This is a genomic window from Embleya sp. NPDC005575 (genome assembly GCF_040605455.1).
GTDB lineage: Bacteria > Actinomycetota > Actinomycetes > Streptomycetales > Streptomycetaceae > Embleya.
This window is the reverse complement of sequence record NZ_JBEXCV010000044.1, coordinates 1-17111: the sequence shown is the minus strand read 5'-3', so window position 1 is coordinate 17111 and position 17111 is coordinate 1. Positions and strand designations below refer to the sequence as shown.

Annotated in this window: 15 protein-coding genes; 5 read left to right on the top strand and 10 right to left on the bottom strand. The window is 71.5% G+C overall.

The annotated features are described in order from the left end of the window. Position 1: 1 nt before the first annotated feature. Together ABZS54_RS17225 and rpsD are read right to left on the bottom strand one after the other, a co-directional pair. Positions 2-430 (bottom strand): DUF948 domain-containing protein, encoded by a 429-nt coding sequence (locus tag ABZS54_RS17225; protein WP_026218476.1) that lies wholly within the window; start codon positions 428-430, stop codon positions 2-4. Between the two features lie 247 nt (positions 431-677). Beyond that, positions 678-1289, bottom strand: coding sequence for a 30S ribosomal protein S4 (rpsD, locus tag ABZS54_RS17220; protein ID WP_355535905.1), 612 nt, complete (start codon positions 1287-1289; stop codon positions 678-680). 245 nt (positions 1290-1534) lie between these two features. Between rpsD and ABZS54_RS17215 the strand changes: the two genes are divergently transcribed. The 3 genes from ABZS54_RS17215 (at position 1535) to ABZS54_RS17205 (ending at position 5468) form a co-directional block, all read left to right on the top strand. Continuing rightward, a complete protein-coding gene (locus ABZS54_RS17215) occupies positions 1535-2308 on the top strand; it encodes a DUF2470 domain-containing protein (protein WP_355535903.1) in 774 nt (257 codons plus the stop codon). A 298-nt stretch (positions 2309-2606) separates the two neighbouring features. Then, positions 2607-4103 carry a threonine/serine exporter family protein gene (locus ABZS54_RS17210; protein WP_355535900.1) on the top strand — a complete coding sequence of 499 codons (1497 nt, stop codon included), beginning with the start codon at positions 2607-2609 and terminating at the stop codon, positions 4101-4103. A gap of 648 nt (positions 4104-4751) precedes the next feature. Continuing rightward, positions 4752-5468: an alpha/beta hydrolase gene (locus ABZS54_RS17205; RefSeq protein WP_355535897.1), complete on the top strand. Its 717-nt coding sequence runs from the start codon at positions 4752-4754 to the stop codon at positions 5466-5468. 377 nt (positions 5469-5845) lie between these two features. Here ABZS54_RS17205 and ABZS54_RS17200 read toward each other — a convergent pair whose 3' ends face one another. From ABZS54_RS17200 to ABZS54_RS17170, 7 genes are all read right to left on the bottom strand, one after another. Beyond that, on the bottom strand, positions 5846-7207 hold the full coding sequence (locus tag ABZS54_RS17200) for a replication-associated recombination protein A (protein ID WP_355535894.1): 1362 nt from the start codon (positions 7205-7207) through the stop codon (positions 5846-5848). Between the two features lie 577 nt (positions 7208-7784). Then, entirely contained in the window at positions 7785-8597 is an 813-nt protein-coding gene (locus ABZS54_RS17195; protein ID WP_355535891.1) for a VWA domain-containing protein, read from the bottom strand. Between the two features lie 106 nt (positions 8598-8703). Continuing rightward, positions 8704-9216 (bottom strand): hypothetical protein, encoded by a 513-nt coding sequence (locus tag ABZS54_RS17190; protein WP_355535889.1) that lies wholly within the window; start codon positions 9214-9216, stop codon positions 8704-8706. After that, positions 9216-9728, bottom strand: a complete 513-nt coding sequence (locus ABZS54_RS17185; protein ID WP_355535886.1) for a hypothetical protein — start codon at positions 9726-9728, stop codon at positions 9216-9218. The genes ABZS54_RS17190 and ABZS54_RS17185 overlap by 1 nt, the downstream gene beginning before the upstream one ends. 296 nt (positions 9729-10024) lie before the next feature. Next, complete coding sequence (gene aspS / locus ABZS54_RS17180) at positions 10025-11836, bottom strand: aspartate--tRNA ligase (protein WP_355535883.1); 1812 nt, start codon at positions 11834-11836, stop codon at positions 10025-10027. Beyond that, on the bottom strand, positions 11833-13092 hold the full coding sequence (hisS, locus tag ABZS54_RS17175) for a histidine--tRNA ligase (RefSeq protein WP_355535880.1): 1260 nt from the start codon (positions 13090-13092) through the stop codon (positions 11833-11835). Before hisS ends, aspS begins: the two co-directional genes overlap by 4 nt. Positions 13093-13106: 14 nt before the next feature. Beyond that, complete coding sequence (locus tag ABZS54_RS17170; RefSeq protein ID WP_355535877.1) at positions 13107-13802, bottom strand: MBL fold metallo-hydrolase; 696 nt, start codon at positions 13800-13802, stop codon at positions 13107-13109. 315 nt (positions 13803-14117) lie between these two features. Here ABZS54_RS17170 and ABZS54_RS17165 point away from each other — a divergent pair, with 315 nt between their 5' ends. After that, on the top strand, positions 14118-14957 hold the full coding sequence (locus ABZS54_RS17165) for a peptidylprolyl isomerase (protein ID WP_355535874.1): 840 nt from the start codon (positions 14118-14120) through the stop codon (positions 14955-14957). A 105-nt stretch (positions 14958-15062) separates the two neighbouring features. After that, a complete protein-coding gene (locus ABZS54_RS17160) occupies positions 15063-16292 on the top strand; it encodes a DUF349 domain-containing protein (protein WP_355535871.1) in 1230 nt (409 codons plus the stop codon). Positions 16293-16664: 372 nt separating this feature from the next. Here the strand turns inward: ABZS54_RS17160 and ABZS54_RS17155 are convergent, their stop codons facing one another. Further along, the gene (locus tag ABZS54_RS17155) at positions 16665-16931 is read right to left on the bottom strand and encodes a hypothetical protein (protein WP_355535868.1); all 267 of its coding nucleotides are present in this window, start codon (positions 16929-16931) and stop codon (positions 16665-16667) included. Between the last annotated feature and the right edge of the window lie 180 nt (positions 16932-17111).

The window sequence follows — 17111 nt, the reverse complement described above, 5'->3', positions numbered from 1 at the left end:
CTCAGCCTCTCCCGCGCATGCTGCGCTGCCGTGCGACTTTCTGCGCCTTGGCCGCGACCCGCACCCGGCGGCTCAGCTCGGCACGCTGCTGCGCGGACAGCGCGCGGCGGACACCGTAGCTGAAGGCGGCGGTCTTCACGAGCGGGCCGCCCAGGGTCGCGGCGACCGTGGAGGAAAGCGCGGTGGCGTTCGTGGTCATGGTCTGCACGTTGCCCGCGATCTGGTCGACCCGGCCCATCTGGGCGTTGGTCGCCCGGACCGTCTCGGTCACCTCGTCCAGCAGCGGGACGGCTCGGTCCGCCACTCCCGCGACCAGGGTCGTGGCCTCCTTGAGCACCTTCGCCAGCTTGACCAGCGCCACTGCGAGAAAGGCGACCAGGATCGCCCAGAACACCGCGATGATCATCAGCGCGACTTCGCCACCCGACACCGTCATGCGCTCCTTGATGAGTGGGATCAGTCGAGGCGGCAGACATGCGTGGCCCGCCTCGGAAAACCCGACCCTACCGCGACCGCGCGGGTCTCCTCGTCCGAGGAAACCCGCGCGGTGGGTGTGGCGCGTGTCTTGACTTGGTATCGCTTCGCGATCGCCGGCGCGTCGGTACCGGATCGGCGGTGTGCGGCGACTCGACGAACGGCGGCGGTCGGCGCGGTGCGGCGCCGGGCGCGCTCGCGGATCAGCGCGAGTAGTACTCGACGACCAACTGCTCGTCGCAGATCACCGGAACCTCGCGGCGCTGCGGGAGCCGGTCCAGGCGAGCCATCAGCTTGTCCAGACGGGCCTCGATGTAGCGCGGGGTCTCGGCGGCGGCGAACCCGCCGGCCTGGACCACCTGGAACAGCGGCTTGGTTCGGCTGCGCTCGCGCACTCCGACGATGTCCTCGGGCCTGAGCCGGTAGGACGGCTTGTCCACCTTCCCGCCGTTGACCTCGATGTGGCCGTGGGTGACCATCTGGCGCGCCTGGTAGACGGTACGCGCGAAGCCCGCGCGAAGCACGAACGCGTCGAGCCGGCGCTCCAGGTCGACCACCAGCTCGTCACCGGTCTTGCCGGCGTGCTTGTTGGCACGGTCGAACGCGGCCCGCATCTGGACCTCGGAGATGTCGTACTGGAAGCGCAGGCGCTGCTTCTCCATCAGCCGGGTCTTGTAGTCCGAGGACTGCTTGCGACCACGACCGTGCTCGCCCGGCGGGTAGGGCCGGTTCTCCAGGTACTTGGCGGCCTTGGGCGTGAGCGCCACACCGAGCGCACGGCTGCGGCGGATTTTGGGGCGCGTCTGGTTCGTCAAGGTCGGGTCCTCCGTGCGGGGATGTTTCGGTGTGGGTCGTCCTGGTGGGCCGCCTGTGCGCGGGTCGCCGTCGCACGGGTCGCCCCGGTCGCGCAGGCGGCCCTTCGAGGGTCGCCTGCGCCGGGGCCGCCGTGACGCGGGTCGCCTTGCCAAGATCGGTGCACTTAGGTAAGCCTAACCTTAACGACGAAGCGTTCGGTAGCCCACACAGGGGTCGCCAACGAGCGCCGCACCTGGAGGACGCCATGTCTGTTCCCACCGAGGCCAACGCCGGGCGTACCGATATCTCTTCCCGACGACCGCAGACCGCCGAGCGCGCCCGGACCCTGGCCGCCTTCGCCGGCTCGGCCACCCTGGAGATGCCCGGCGACCGGGAGGAGCAGGTGGTCCCGGCCGCCCGGGCGGTCGAGCCGGACGGCTCGCTGCTGCTGCTGGTCCCGGGTGAGACGGCCGCGGTCGTGGTGACCTCGCGCGAGGACGTGGCCGCCGTGCTGCACCTGGTGGACGTCGCACCGGTTGCCGTACCGCACCGGGTCCGGGCGCACTGCTGGATCGCGGGCTGGCTGACCATCCCCACCGGCACCGACGCCGACAAAGCCGCCGCCCGGTTGGCCGAGCTGATGCCCGACCCCACCGCATCGCCGCGGGCGGGCACCATCGTGCGCCTGGAGGTCGGCGAAGTGCTGGTCGACGACCTGTGGGGCACCGGGCACGTCGAGCCGGAGGAGTACGCCGACGCCGAGCCCGACCCGCTGGCCGAGCACGAGGCCGAACTGCTCCAGCACCTCGCCGCCGCGCACGGCAACGACCTGTGCCGACTGGCGAGTTCGGCGGGCGCGCCGGCCTGCGACGAGCGGGTCGCACCGGTGTCGCTGGACCGACACGGCATCCGGCTGCGCACCGGTGGGCGCGAGCGTACGTGTGACGTCCGGTTCGAGTTCGAGACGCCGGTCTCGGGTCCGATGCAACTGGGCGAGGCGCTGCGCCGGCTGCTGCACGGGGTGCACGGACAGGCGTGATGTCGGGCCGGTCCCGTCCGGACGACTCCCGGGTGGCCCCCTGTGCCGCATGATGCGGGTCGCATGATGAACCCTGGCACGGGCAGTCTCCCCCCGGTCCGGGATCGGGCGGGCGCGGTCGTGGTGGCCGCGTGCCCGGCCGCGTCGTGGTGCAGCATGTCGGGTGCCCGGGACCGGCTAACGTTTCCGGTCGCGGCACCGGGTGGCGATCCACCCGGGCGGATCGCCACGGCGGACCGGGCACGAGACCGTCGGCGCGGGACGACTACATCGCGGACGGCGGAAGGGACCACACGGGGTGTCGGAGCAACATTCGCGGCACAGGCCGGAGGAGCCGGCGGAAGACGGCCGCGACCATCCGAGTCCCCGCGCACCCTGGGAGCCGGAACCGCGGCCGGCGCCCCGATCCGGGGCCAGCCCGTGGCAGGACCGGCTGCGCACCCAGCTGCGATTCAGCGGACACACCGCGAGCATCCCGATCGCGCCCGCCCCGGAGAAGCCGGAGGCCGGCCCCTCCGTCCCGCGCGTGCTCGACCTGGCGCTGCGTACCGGCGAATTGCTGCTCGCCAGCGGCGAGGGCGGCGAGGACGTCGAGGCGGCGATGCTCGGCATCACCGACGCGTACGGCCTGGAACGCTGCCAGCCCAACGTGACCTTCGTCGCGATCACGCTGTCCTACCAGCCGTCTCTGGTCGAACCGCCGGTCACCGGCGAACGGGTGGTCCGCCGCCGCGCGGTGGACTACACCCGGCTCGACGAGGCGCACCAGTTGGTCTCGGACATCACCGGCGCCGATCTGACCCTGGAGGAGGCGTACCACCGGCTCGCCGACATCCGCCGCAACCGACACCCTTACCCGCGCAACCTGTTGCTGCTGTCGGCCGGCCTGATCGCGGCCTTCGCCAGCGTCATGGTCGGCGGCGGGGTGATCGTGGCCATCGCGGCCTGCGTGGCGGCGCTGATCGGCGAGCGGCTGGCGCAGTTGCTCTCCGACCGAGGCGTCCCGGAGTTCTACCAGTTCGTGCTCGCCTCGATGCCGGCAGCCGCGATCACGGTAACGATGATCAAGGTCGGCGTCGGGATCAATCCGTACGCCGTGGTCACCGGCGGGCTGTTCGCGCTGCTGCCCGGGCGGGCCCTGGTCGCCGCCGTCCAGGACGGGCTGACCGGCTTCTACATCACCGCCGCGGCCCGGTTGCTGGAAGTCTTCTACCTGATCGTCGGCATCATCGTCGGCATCTCGATCGTGATCTACATCGGCGATCAGGTGGGCGTGAAGTTCAACGTCGAGGGCACGTTCAACCTCAACGCCAACCCCCGCGTGGTGCAACTCCTCGCGGCGGGCGCGGTATCGATGACGTTCGCGGTCCTGGTCCAGGTGCGACGGGTGCTGCTGCCGGTCGCGGCGGCGGGCGGCGCGGTCGGCTGGGCGGTGTTCCAGGTACTGCGCGAGGCGGGCGCCGCACCGGTGCTCGCGACCGCCGTCGCCACGGGACTGCTCGGGCTGCTCGGACAGTTGCTCGCCCGGTGGCACGGGACGTCGGCGCTGCCGTACGTGATCCCGGCGATCGGCCCGATGCTCCCGGGCAGCGCGATGTATCAGGGCATGCTGGGGCTGGCCCTCGGCCACACCGACACCGGCTGGCGCAGCCTCGTCAACGCGGCGTCCCTGGCCCTGGCCCTCGCGGCGGGCGTCAACGTCGGCTCCGAGGCGGCCCGCTTCGTGCTCCCGTCCCCGCCGCCCCGCACCGGCCGTGAAATGCGCCCGGCCTCCAAACGCACCCGAGGCTTCTGACCGACACCCGGAACCGGAGGCGGTGGGACTGCGTTCGCCAACGTGCCACCCACACCCCGCGCCGGGCTTCGCCCGATGCCGGAGGCAGTCGACCCACGTCGCGAACAACAACAACCCGACCCTTTCCACCGGCCGAAGCGCCCTCGGCCGCACCCCCACCCGAGCGTGAGCCGACCCGCCCGGTCCGGTCGCGTAGCGGACGAGCAACGGCGCGCGGGCAACATGCCACGGCCCCAGCCATGCGCCCGCCACCGCGACGGACGGCCGCGCTCGCGCCGTCAGGGGCGGAGGCGGCGCAGGGTGCATTCGCGATCGGCGAAGGGGCCCGCCTGCGGGGCGGTCGGGTCGGCGGGGGTGGCCGCGCCGGGGATGGCGACGCGATCTCCGCCTCGACCCCGCCGCCGGCCCGTACCGCGGGCCGCACCACGCACCGGGTCCGCGCTCCGCCCATCGACCACCCGGCGGGCCGTGCCACCTCGGCGCCGGGCTCGGCCTCGGGGCCGGGGTGGACCGGGGTTTGCGTGGGGCGGTGGGAACGACGTGGGAGGCGGGGGCGTTCGGGGTTTGGGGTCGGTGGTCGGATTCGCCGCCTCGGGTCGATGACGGGGTCCGGGTCGCCGGACGGGCAATGAAGCATGGAGGCTCCGCATGCCGGACGCGCACGCATCCACCGGGCCGCTCGCCGCGCTGCGTACGTGGTCGCCGGCGAACGGGACGGACGTTCGCGCGGTCGTCTTGGTCCTGCCCGGCGGTCGCGCGCGCAGTCGGCAAGCCGCGTCGACCCGCAATCTGGCCTACCGCCGGATGGTGCCGATCGCCCGGGGCATCCATCGGGCGACCCGCGCGGAGGGCGCCGCAACCTGGCTGCTGCGCTACCGGGTGCGCGGTTGGAACGAGCCCGATCGCGATCCGGTCCAGGACGCGTGGTGGGCGCTCGACGGCATTCGCACCCGCTACCCGCACGCCGAGGTCACCCTGGTCGGCCACTCGATGGGCGGCCGTACCGCGTTGCGCGTGGCCGAGCACGAGAGTGTGCGCACGGTCTGCGCCCTCGCGCCGTGGATCGAGGACGACGAGCCGTACGCACACCTCGCCGGCCGGGATGTGGTGATCGTGCACGGCACGGCCGACCACACCACCAGCCCGAAGTCCTCGCACCGCTACGCGCTGGCCGCCCGGGAGGTCTCCGAACGGGTCTGCCGCTTCGAACTCCCGGACGGCCACGCGATGGTGCGTCGGGCCCCGGCCTGGACCGAATTGATCCGCCGCACCGTGGTGGGCTCCGTCACCGGAACGCCGGACCCCGGGATCGCCCAGGCGATGACGGCGCCGGACCCGGACGGGCTTCGCGCGATGGTGAACTGACCCCGGGCGGTGTACACCGCGCGCGGCCGGACGCGCCGACCCCGCTCACTCGGTGCCGATCGCGGTGAGCACGTCGGCGCGGGCCGCGGCGCCCACCCCGAGGGCGAGGAATCAGCCGACCCAGGGCGCGGACGGGGCAACGCAGGGGTGACGGGCAGGGCGCCCGGCACGGCGCGGAGTGGGTGTAGGTGCGGGAGCGTGCGGGCAACGGGTTCGGCCGGCCGGTTGAGGATGGCGGCTGCGGTGGCTCACACGGTGACGGTTACGTCCGGGCGTCCCCGGGGCCCACACGCCGGCGGCCACGCCCGGCCGTACTCGGTGGCCCGCACGATGGTGGCCGACTCGGTGGGGCTCTGGTGCGATGGGCAGGATGGGGGTTATTCGTCCGTGGCGGTGGGGTTGGTGAGGCGGGATCTGGTCCAGGTGGCGATGTCGGCGTAGCGGGCTTCGGCGCCGTGGCGAGTGGGTTCGTAGTAGGTGCGACCGTGGATGGCGTCGGGGGCGTATTGCTGGGCCGCCACGCCGCCGGGGACGTCGTGGGGGTAGATGTAGCCCTGCGCGTGGCCGAGTTTGGCGGCACCCTTGTAATGGCCGTCGCGCAGATGCGGCGGCACCGGACCGGCCAGGCCCTTGCGGACGTCGCCGAGTGCGGCGTCGATCGCCAGATAGGCCGCGTTCGACTTCGGTGCCAGGGCCAGGTGGATGGTCGCCTGGGACAGCGTGATCCGCGCCTCGGGGAAGCCGATCAGCGCGACCGCCTGCGCGGCGGCGACCGCGATCTGCAGCGCGGTGGGATCGGCCATCCCGATGTCCTCGCTCGCCGAGATCATCAGCCGCCGCGCGATGAAGCGCGGGTCCTCCCCCGCATCGATCATCCGCGCCAGGTAGTGCAGCGCCGCGTCCACATCGGAGCCCCGAATCGACTTGATCAACGCGCTCGCCACGTCGTAGTGCTGGTCCCCGTCCCGGTCGTACCGCACCGCCGCCCGGTCCACCGCGCTCTCCAGCGTGGTCAGCGTGATCGTGGCCTCGCCCTTGTCGGCCGCCGATCCCGCACCCGCCTCCAACGCGGTCAGGATCCGTCGTGCGTCACCGCCCGCGATGCGCAGCAGGTGCTCCTCGGCGTCCGGGTCGAGGGTGAGCGTGTCGTTGAGTCCGCGCTCGTCGGCGAGCGCCCTGTGCACCACCTCGCGCAGGTCGTCGTCGGTCAGCGACTCCAGGGTCAGCAACAACGAGCGGGAGAGCAGGGGGCTGATGATCGAGAAGTATGGATTCTCCGTGGTCGCCGCGATCAGCGTCACCCATCGGTTCTCCACCGCGGGCAGCAGCGAGTCCTGTTGGGCCTTGGAGAAGCGGTGGATCTCGTCCAGGAACAACACCGTGTCGCGGCCCTGTGCACCGGCCTGCCGACGCGCGTCCTCGATCACCGCGCGCACTTCCTTGACGCCCGCCGTGATCGCGGACAACTCGACGAAACGCTGCTTGGTGACGTGGCTGACCACGTAGGCGAGCGTGGTCTTGCCGGTTCCGGGCGGCCCCCACAGAATCACCGAGGACGGCGCAGTGACCCGACTGTCCGACGACACCAACCGCCGCAGCGGCGACCCCTCACCCAACAGGTGTCGCTGGCCGACCACCTCGTCCAGGTCGCGCGGCCGCATCCGCACGGCGAGCGGCGCGAGTGAGGGGTCTTTGGCCTGCCGGGCCTCGGCGGCAGCGGTGAAGAGATCGGAATCCACCCTCCGACCCTAACCCTCGCTGTCGACTCCCGACCGGCCCGGGACGCGCCCCCGGAGCGCCACAGGCCGACTCCCGTCGTCGACACGACCGGTCGCCGCCATGCGGAGCTCGGCGCACCGAGCGTGAGCGCGTCGCCCGGACGGCGATGCGTCCCACCTCCGACGCCGGCACCCCACGACCAGCAACGTCCCACGAGAGCGGATGCCTCCGCCCCACGACCGCCGACGCCCCACGAGAGCGGATGCCGGCCGCCCCACGACCACCGAACTGCGACAGCCGGCCTCCGCCCCGCAACCACCAACGCCCCACGAAAATCGACGCCTACGCCCCACGACCACCGGCGCCGCCACCCCACGACGGCCGCCCCGTCACCCTCGGCCACCCGTGCCAGGCCGGCCGCCGACACCACAAACCGGGGTGGCGCCGACACCACGGGCCGACGCGCGGGCGTCAACCAGAGGTCGTCGACAGGACCGTGTATCACCGTGAAGTGCTCGGCGTCGACCGGCAGGTCGGCCGGCGACGACGGCCCACGAGCGCCGTCACCCCGCCGGGGTCACCGGTGAAGACACCGGGTCAGCGAAGCACCCCCGCGGCCTTCGCGGTCTGGAGCCATTCGGGGAATTCGTTCATCAGGTTGTCGAACAGCTCGCCGTCGGGCATGCGCCTCGGGTCCGCGCCGGCCTCGAAGAAGCCCGCGTTGTCGACCACTCGGTACTTGGGGGCGGGCAGGTCGTCCAGTCGGTGCAGGAAGCGGAACTCGTCCCGGCCGAAGCCGATGAACTGCCAGAAGATCGGCAGCCCGGCCGCCTTGCAGATGGCCTTCTCCGCGGCCTTGGCGTTGTTCGGCGCCCCATCCGTCTGGAAGATCACGAAGGCCGGGTCGGTCGCGCCACACGACCGATAGTGCGCGATCACCGCTTCCATCGCGGACACGTAGTCCGTGGTGCCCATGTGGCCGAGCTTCTTGTGCAACGCGGCGATCCGGCCACCGTAGTTGTCCAGCGAGATCTCCTCGGCCTGGTACGCCTTCGTGTCGAAGAAGATCACCGGCACCGTGCCGTCGTCGTCGAAGTGCGCGGCTGCGGCCAACACCCGGTCGGCAAGCGCCTGCACGCTGCCGTTCTTGTAGAACGGCGCCATGCTGCCGGAGCGGTCGAGCACCAGGTAGACCGCGGCACGCACACCCGCCAGCCGGTTCTTCTCCAAGCTGACTCCGGCCGCCTTGTAGAGGCTGACCAACCCGGGTGCGGAGCGTTCGATCTTGTCGAGGGAGACCGCCGAACCGCTGCCGCTGCGCACAGTGGCCGAGGGTGCGGTGGCGGGCGGCGCGGCAGCCGCCGACGAGTCCGGCTTCGACTTCTTGCGACCGAACAGCGAGAAGGGCATGGCGAGGGCTCCCAGCGGTCGAGCGGGTCGGGTGGCCGCCCCCTCACGGGGGCTTCTCCGGCCTACGCTCCCAGATCGGGCACCCCCACGAACAGGGGCAGATCCCTCATGAATCGGCCATGTCGCACCCCATCCGCCGCTCCCGTACCTGGGCCGCGGTCAGCCCGGGCGGCACCACCACGACATCGCCGACATCCCCGGCCCACATCACCTGCGGACCGAACGCCTCGGCCAGCGCCGCCACCGCCCGCTCCGCCGCGCCCGCCCCCGGAGCCCGGAAGGTCAGCCCGGACGTCGGCTCGTCGGCCCCGATCCGCTTGCGCTCCCCCGCGACCGCGACCGCGAACCCGCCCAGGTGGTCGCCGTCGGCCGCGCCCGGCCGCGCCGGCAACGGATCCGGCACCTCCGCGCCGTCGACCCACAGGGTGAACCAGCAACGCGCGGACAGCCCTTCGCCACGCAACACCGCCAGCACGTCGCCGACTCCCGGATAGGACGCGGCACGCGCCTCCTCCAGCAGGTCGGCCGGCACCGGCGTGCCGAACGACTCGACGAACTCCAGGCCTCCCTCGCCATCGGTGAACCAGCGCAGCGGATTGATGTGCACGGTGTGGCTCATTAGACGACCTCTCCTTTCGAGCCTTTCGAGTCCCGACCTCGACCCACCCCAGCATCTCGCTCGGCTCCGACATGCGCACCGATCGCAACGGCCGCACGGCCCTTACCCGTTCCGCCACCGCGCAGATCGTCGACACCCGACCCGTCGACATACGACCCATCGACACCCGACCCGTCGGCGCGGGTTCCACCGGAACCCGTCCCACCGTCGCCGAGCGGTCCACCCGGCACCCCTCCCGGCGGTGCGCTCCCCTGCTCCACCACCACCGCCGTCCGCCGTCGCCGCGACCCGAAGAACCACTCCTGCCACTCGCGCGTGCTCTCGATCGCCTGCACCCGCGTCATCGCGTACAACCGGGTCGGCGGTGATCCGCGGTAGCGCAGGTTGGCGAGCGTCCCGTCCGGCTCGGCCAGAAAGCGCACGATGGCGCCCTGCGTCCAGCCGCGCCCCAGCACGATGGACCGCGTCACGTACTCCGCCGGCACCCGTCGCTTCGTCAGCTCCACCGCCATGTCGGCCTCCCCGAGGTCGTGCGAACCGGCCCCGCGCCGGCTCGACTTCCAAGGTAGGCAGGCTTCGGCGCCGCTGCTCCGAGCCTGTGCAGAAGCGTTTCGGCTACTCCGCCGAGTCGACAATCCGGCAACGCCGAAGGGCGGCCGAGCCGATGGCTCGACCGCCCTTGATCCCGCTCGATCGAGCGGGGCCGCCGGCGAAGCGGAGTGCGTCCGAGACGTCATCGCCGAACCGTCCCCATACCTGCGGGGCCCGTCCTGCTTCGACGACTTCGACAACTCACGCTCGAATGCGGTTACGCCTTCTCCGCACCCTCGCCCTTGTCCGCCTTCCCGCCCTCACCCGAACCCGAACCCGACTTCGGCTTCGCGTCGATCCCGGCCTCCCGCCGCTGCTGCACCGTGATCGGCGACGGCGCCCCGGTCAACGGGTCGCCACCGGAAGCGGTCTTCGGGAAAGCGATCACATCGCGAATGCTCTCGGCCCCGCCCAGCAACGCGACCAACCGGTCCAACCCCAACGCGATCCCGCCATGCGGCGGCGGCCCATACGCGAACGCGTCCAGCAGGAAGCCGAACTGCGACTGCGCCTCCTCCTCCGACATCCCGATCGCCGCGAACGCCCGCTCCTGCACGTCCCGACGGTGGATACGGATCGAACCGCCACCGATCTCGGTCCCGTTGAGCACGATGTCGTACGCGTTCGACAGCGCCTCGCCCGGGTTCTTGTCGAACCCGTCGAGCCACTCCGCGGTCGGCGCCGTGAAGGGGTGGTGAATCGCGTGCCAGCCCTGGTGGTTGCCGGCCGCGTCCTCGATCGGCTCGAACATCGGGAAGTCGACGACCCAGAGGAAGTTCCACTTCGACTCGTCGATCAGCGATCCCCTGCGGGCGATCTCCAGGCGGGCCGCGCCCAGCAGTTCGAGCGAGGCCGTGCGCCGACCCGCCGCGAAGAAGATGCAGTCGCCGTTGGCCGCGCCGGTCGCCTCGACCAGTCCGGCCAGGTGCTCCTCGGACAGGTTCTTGGCCACCGGGCCGCGCAGTTCGCCGGTTTCCGCGTCGACCAGCACGTACGCCAGGCCACGCGCGCCGCGCGCCTTGGCCCAGTCCTGCCAGCCGTCCAGTTCCTTGCGGGTCTGCGCGGCGCCGCCGGGCATCACCACCGCGCCGGTGAACTCGGCCTGGAACACCCGGAAGGAGGTGCCCTCGAAGTAGGCCGTCAGGTCGACCAGTTCGCAGCCGAAGCGGGTGTCCGGCTTGTCCGAGCCGTAGCGCGCCATCGCCTCGGCGTAGGGCAGTCGGGGCAGCGGCAGCGGGATCTCCACGCCGTGCACCTCGCGCCACACCCGCGCGATCAGTTTCTCGGTCAGCGCCAGGACGTCCTCGGCGTCGCAGAAGGACATCTCGACGTCCAACTGGGTGAACTCGGGCTGCCGGTCGGCCCGGAAGTCCTCGTCCCGGAAGCAGCGCGCGATCTGGTAGTAGCGCTCCATGCCGGCCACCATGAGCAGCTGTTTGAACAGCTGCGGCGACTGCGGCAGCGCGTACCACGAGCCCGGCTGGAGCCGCACCGGCACCAGGAAGTCGCGAGCGCCCTCCGGCGTGGACCGGGTCAGGTACGGCGTCTCGATGTCGAGGAAGTCGTGGTCCTCCATCACCTCGCGGATCACCCGGGTCACCTTGGAGCGCAGCCGCAGGTTGCGTGCCATCGGCGCGCGGCGCAGGTCGAGGTAGCGGTGCTTGAGCCGCACCTCCTCGTTGACCGTGCCCGGCGTGTACTCCTCGATCGGGAAGGGCAGCGGCGCCGCCTCCGAGAGGATCTCGAAGTCGTCCACGACGACCTCGATCGCACCGGTGGGGATCTCGGTGTTCTCGTTGCCGTCGGGGCGTACCCGCACGTCGCCGGTGATCTTGACGCAGAACTCGGAGCGCAGGTTGTGCACGGTCTCCAGGTCGCGGAAGACCACCTGTACGGTGCCCGACGCGTCCCGCAGGTCCACGAACGCCACGCCGCCGTGGTCGCGCCGCCGGGCCACCCAGCCGGCGAGCGTCACGGTGTGGCCGGCGTGCTCGGCGCGGAGCGTACCGGCGTCATGGGTGCGGATCACTGAAGCTTCTCCTTCAAGACGGTGACGACCTGGTCGAGCGGCACCGGGGTCTGGTCCCCGTTCGACAGGTCCTTGATCTGGGCGACGCCCTCGGTGAGGTCACGGTCGCCGACGACGATGGCGTAGCGGGCGCCGGATTGCGACGCGGCCTTCATGGCGCCCTTGAGCTTCTTCCCGCCGAAGGCCATGTCGGCGGGGATGTCCTCGATCCGCAGCTGGGTGATCATGCCGAAGACCGCGCGCCGGGCCGCGTCGCCGATCGCGACGCCGTAGACGTCGCAGTCCGCCGGGGTCTCCACGGCCTGGCCCTCGGCCTCCATCGCGAGCATCGTGCGGCCGATGCCCAGGGCCCAGCCCACCGAGGGCAGGTCGGGGCCGCCGAGGTCCTCGGACAGGCCGTCGTAGCGCCCGCCGCCGCCGATCGCCGACTGCGCGCCGAGCCCGTCGTGCACGAATTCGAACGTGGTGCGGTTGTAGTAGTCGAGACCCCGGACCAGCCTGGGGGTGTCCTCGTAGGCGATCTCCAGCTCGTCGAGCATGCCGCGCACGAACGTGTGGTGTTCGGCGCACGCCTCGCACAGGTGGTCGGTGATCAGCGGGGCGTCCGCGATCAGCGCCTGCACCTCGGGCCGCTTGTCGTCGAGCACGCGCAGCGGGTTGATCTCGATCCGCGCGTGCGTCTCCGCGTCCAAGTCGAGCGCCCGCAGGAACTCCTGGAGCTTGGCCCGGTAGACCGGCCGGCACTCGCGGCAGCCGAGCGAGTTGAGCAGCAGCCGGAAGTCGCGCAGGCCCAGCTTCATGAAGCCCTCGGCGGCCAGCGCGATCATCTCGACGTCGACCAGCGGATCGTCGCTGCCGATCGCCTCGGCACCGACCTGGGTGAACTGGCGGGTACGGCCGGCCTGCGGGCGCTCGTAGCGGTAATACGAGCCGAAATACCACAGCTTGACCGGCAGGCGGCCGGCGTACAGGTTGTGCTGAAGCACCGAGCGCATCACGGCTGCGGTGCCCTCGGGGCGCAGCGTGAGCGAGCGGCCGCCGCGGTCCTCGAAGGTGTACATCTCCTTGGTCACGATGTCGGTGGACTCGCCGACGCCGCGCAGGAAGAGGCCGGTCTCCTCGAAGGTGGGGGTCTCGATGTACTGGAAACCCGCGTCGCGCAGCTCCAGGCCGAACTGGATCCGGATCCGGTTGAACGTCTCCGAGAACGGCGGAAGCATGTCGAAGGTGCCCTTGGGGGCGTTGAAGGTACTCACGGTATGAAAATCCGTCACATTCCTCGGTGCGGTCCCGCGGGCGGCGTCAGCTCTTGCAGATAAGGGTTGCTCGCGCGCTCGCGGCCGATCGTCGTCTGGGGGCCGTGGCCGGACAGGACGACGGTCTCGTCCGGCAGGGGCAGACACACCCGGGACAACGAGCGCAACATCTGCGCGTGATCGCCGCCGGGCAGGTCGGTGCGTCCGATGGAGCCGGCGAACAGCAGGTCACCCGAGTACAGGACGGGCGGGATGTCCGCGCTTCCCTGGGTGCCGAAGGCCACCGACCCCTGTGTATGGCCGGGCGCATGATGGACCGTCAGCTCAAGGCCGGCGAGGTCGAGCACGGCGCCGTCGGTGAGCAGGCGCACGTCCTCGGGTTCGGTGAAGGTCATCCCGCCGAACAGCTGTTGCCCCACACCGAGCGAGAGGCCCTTGGCCGGATCGGAGAGCAGATCGCGGTCGTCGGGGTGGATCCACGCGGGCACCTTGTGCTCGGCGCAGACCGGCACCACGGAGAACATGTGATCGATGTGTCCGTGGGTCAGCACGACGGCCACCGGGCGCAGCCGGTGCTCGCGGATGATGTCCTGTACGCCGTCGAACGCGTCCTGCCCGGGGTCGACGATGACGCATTCCTCACCGGCGGCAGGGGCGACCACGTAACAGTTGGTCTGGAAGGACCCTGCGGGGAACCCGGCGACGATCACGTTCGTCCTCTCGGTCTCGGGGTCTTCCGGCGGCGGGGCAAGCACGGAAGTATGCGGCGGACGTGGGAATCAGGTACGAGACTACCGGCGCGCGGGGGCGGATCGCGAACCGGTTCAGGGGGTGCGTGCCTAGACTGTGCGCGAGCTGCGGTCGGTTCCGAGCCTGTGGGATCACCGCAGGTCGGGACCGGTGCACGGATCCCGTCACGGCACCGGGAGCCCTCCCCCGGCCCTCGTCCGGCCGTCGGGCGTCCGGGTCGAGTCCATCCACATCGAATCCGTCATCGAGTCCGTTCGAATCCAGGAGAGCACGCGGTGGTCACCAAACAGCAGCGCCAGCGGCAGCTCGCGCGCGAGAAGTTCGAGCGCCAGCAGCAACGACGCGGGACCGCACAGGCACGTCGGCGCCGGCGCAACCAGGTCATCGCAGCGGTCGCGGCGGTGGTCGTGGTGGCCGGTGGTGGGGCGTGGCTCGCGGTGGCGGCGAGCGATGACGACGACAAGAAGACGAACGCGAGTGCGTCGAACCAGCCGACCACGCAGCCCTCGACACCGCAGTCGCCGGCCGCCGGCGCCGCGCCGAAGACGTGTGCGGCGCCGGCTCCGGGTGAGCCGACGAAGGAGCAGTTCCCCACCGAGCCCGCGATGTCGATCGACACCAAAGCGGCGTACACGATGACCCTCAAGACCACGTGTGGTGAGGTGAAGGTGGCGCTGGAGGCGGCGAAGGCGCCGCACACGGTGAACTCGTTCGCGTTCCTGGCGGGCAAGAAGTTCTTCGACCACACCAAGTGCCACCGGTTGACCACGGGCGGTCTGGCCGTGCTCCAGTGCGGTGACCCGACCGGAACGGGCACCGGCGGTCCCGGCTACAAGTTCGTCGACGAGAATTTGGGTACGGCGGGCCCGGACGGTTCGGCGTCCTACCCGGCCGGCACCGTCGCGATGGCGAACTCGGGGCCGGGCACCAACGGCAGCCAGTTCTTCCTGGTGACCGGGGACAGCAAGCTTCCGCCGAACTACACCCCGTTCGGCAAGGTCACCGGTGGGATGGACGTGCTGGCGAAGATCGCCGCCGCGGGCACCGAGGACGGCGGCAGCGACGGTGCGCCGCACGAGAACGTGGTCCTCGACAGCGTGACCGTGGCCAAGTAGCAACCGACCGGACGCATGTTCCACGGCGACTCCCGGGGCACGGCCCGGCCCGGGCCCCGGGGTCCTGTGTAGAGTGCGCCGCATTCAGCATCGAAGGAGGCCGCTGTGAGCAGCGACCCGTGGGGCCGCGTGGACGAGCAGGGAAACGTCTTTGTCAAGACGGCGGACGGTGAGCGCTCCGTCGGTTCGTGGCAGGCGGGTTCCCCGGACGAGGCCCTGGCCTACTTCCGGCGCAAGTACGAGGGGCTCGCCGTCGAGGTGGAGTTGCTCGCGCGGCGGGTACGGACCACCGACCTCGCTCCCAAGGACGCCCACCACGCGATCGAGCGCCTGCGCGCGAGCATCGTCGACGCGAACGCGGTCGGCGATCTGGAATCGCTCGTCAAGCGTTTGGACGCGCTGGTGACCGTGGTGGATTCCAAGCGCGAGGAGCGCAAGGCCACCCGCGCCAAGGCGCAGGAGGAGGCGCAGGGCGCCAAGGAGCGCATCGTCGCCGAGGCCGAGCAACTGGGCCAGAGCACGGACTGGCGCCCGGCCGGCGAACGGCTGCGCGCGCTGGTGGACGCGTGGAAGGCCGTGCCGCGGCTGGACCGCAAGGCCGACGACGAGCTGTGGCACCGGTTCTCGCAGGCCCGGTCCAACTTCGCCAAGCGCCGCAAGGCGCACTTCGCGGAGCTGGATGGGCAGCGCGACAGCGCCAAGCGCGTCAAGGAGAAGCTGGTCGAGGCGGCCGAGGCGCTGTCGACGTCCACCGAGTGGACCGACACCGCGGCGCGCTACCGCGACCTGATGAACGACTGGAAGGCCGCCGGCCGAGCCCAGCGCGACGTCGAGGAAGAGCTGTGGCAGCGCTTCCGGGCCGCGCAGGACGTGTTCTTCGCGGCGCGCAGCGAGGTGTTCGCCGAGCGCGACTCCGAGCAGCGGGAGAACCAGGCCGCGAAGGAGCTGCTGCTCGTCGAGGCCGAGACGATCGTCCCGGTGACGGACGTCAAGGCGGCGCGGGCGGCACTGCGCTCGATCAACGACCGCTGGGAGGCCATCGGCCACGTCCCGCGCGATGCCCGGCCGAAGATGGAGGCCCGCCTCCAGAGCGTCGAGCGGGCGATCCGCGAGGCCGAGGAAGAGTTGTGGAAGCGGACGAACCCGGAGGCTCGGGCGCGGGCGCAGGCCGCGGTGGACCAGATCCAGGCGTCGATCGACAAGCTGAGCCAGCAGGCGGAGAAGGCCCGGGCGGCCGGAAACGAGCGCAAGCTGCGGGAGGCCGAGGAGTCGATCGCGGCCCGCGCGGAGTGGCTGGCCGAGGCGAACAAGGCGCTGGAGGAGTTCTCCGGCTGAGCGGCTCGGCCGCGCCCGCGCGGCGGTGAACACGAGGTACGGGCGGACCCGGGCCGGCGACATGCCGGCCCGGGTCCGCCCGTTTTCGTGTTCACCCGTCGGGCGCTCATGGCCGCCGCGTGCGGGCGTTGGGGCGTACAGTTCCCGGCACCTGTCGGGGTCGGGGCGGGCGTGAGTCGTGGCGTGGGCCCTCGCGCATGTGTTCGGGGCAACCGAACCGGGCTTCGTGGCACGGTGGTTCGGCCTGGCAGGTGATGGCTACGGGTTGCTTGCGGTTTCGATGTCGAGGTGCTTTCGAGCCGTGCGATCCATCATCATGTGACCCGCAATCACCACGGGTTCAGGAAACAGGTACGGGGGAGCACCCATGTCTCAGCCAGATCCGCTGATCGAATTCGCCGCCGCAATGAGAGCGATCCGGGACGCGGCGGGTGAGGTCCCGGCGGCCGAACTGGCCCGGCGCGCGGGCGTCGACGAAACGGTGCTGGCGGCGGCGCTGTCCGGCGCGATGTTGCCCTCGCTCGGCGTCACGATGGCGATCGTCGCGGCCTGCGGCGCGACCCCCGCCGGGTGGGAGGCCAAGTGGCGCGAGGTGGCCGCGGCGCATCTGGCCGGGCCGACTCCCGAGGCCGCGCCCATCGCGCCGTCCTCGCCCCCGCCCCCGCCTCGGCCGAGCGCCGCCCCGTCGATCGGGCCCCCCCCCCCCCCCCAAACCGCCCCCCCTGGTGGCCAGGAAGATACGCCCCAACACCCACGTACCCGCCCCCCCCCCGACCGCACCCAACCTTGGACCCCCCCAGAACAACCAAACCCGCACCC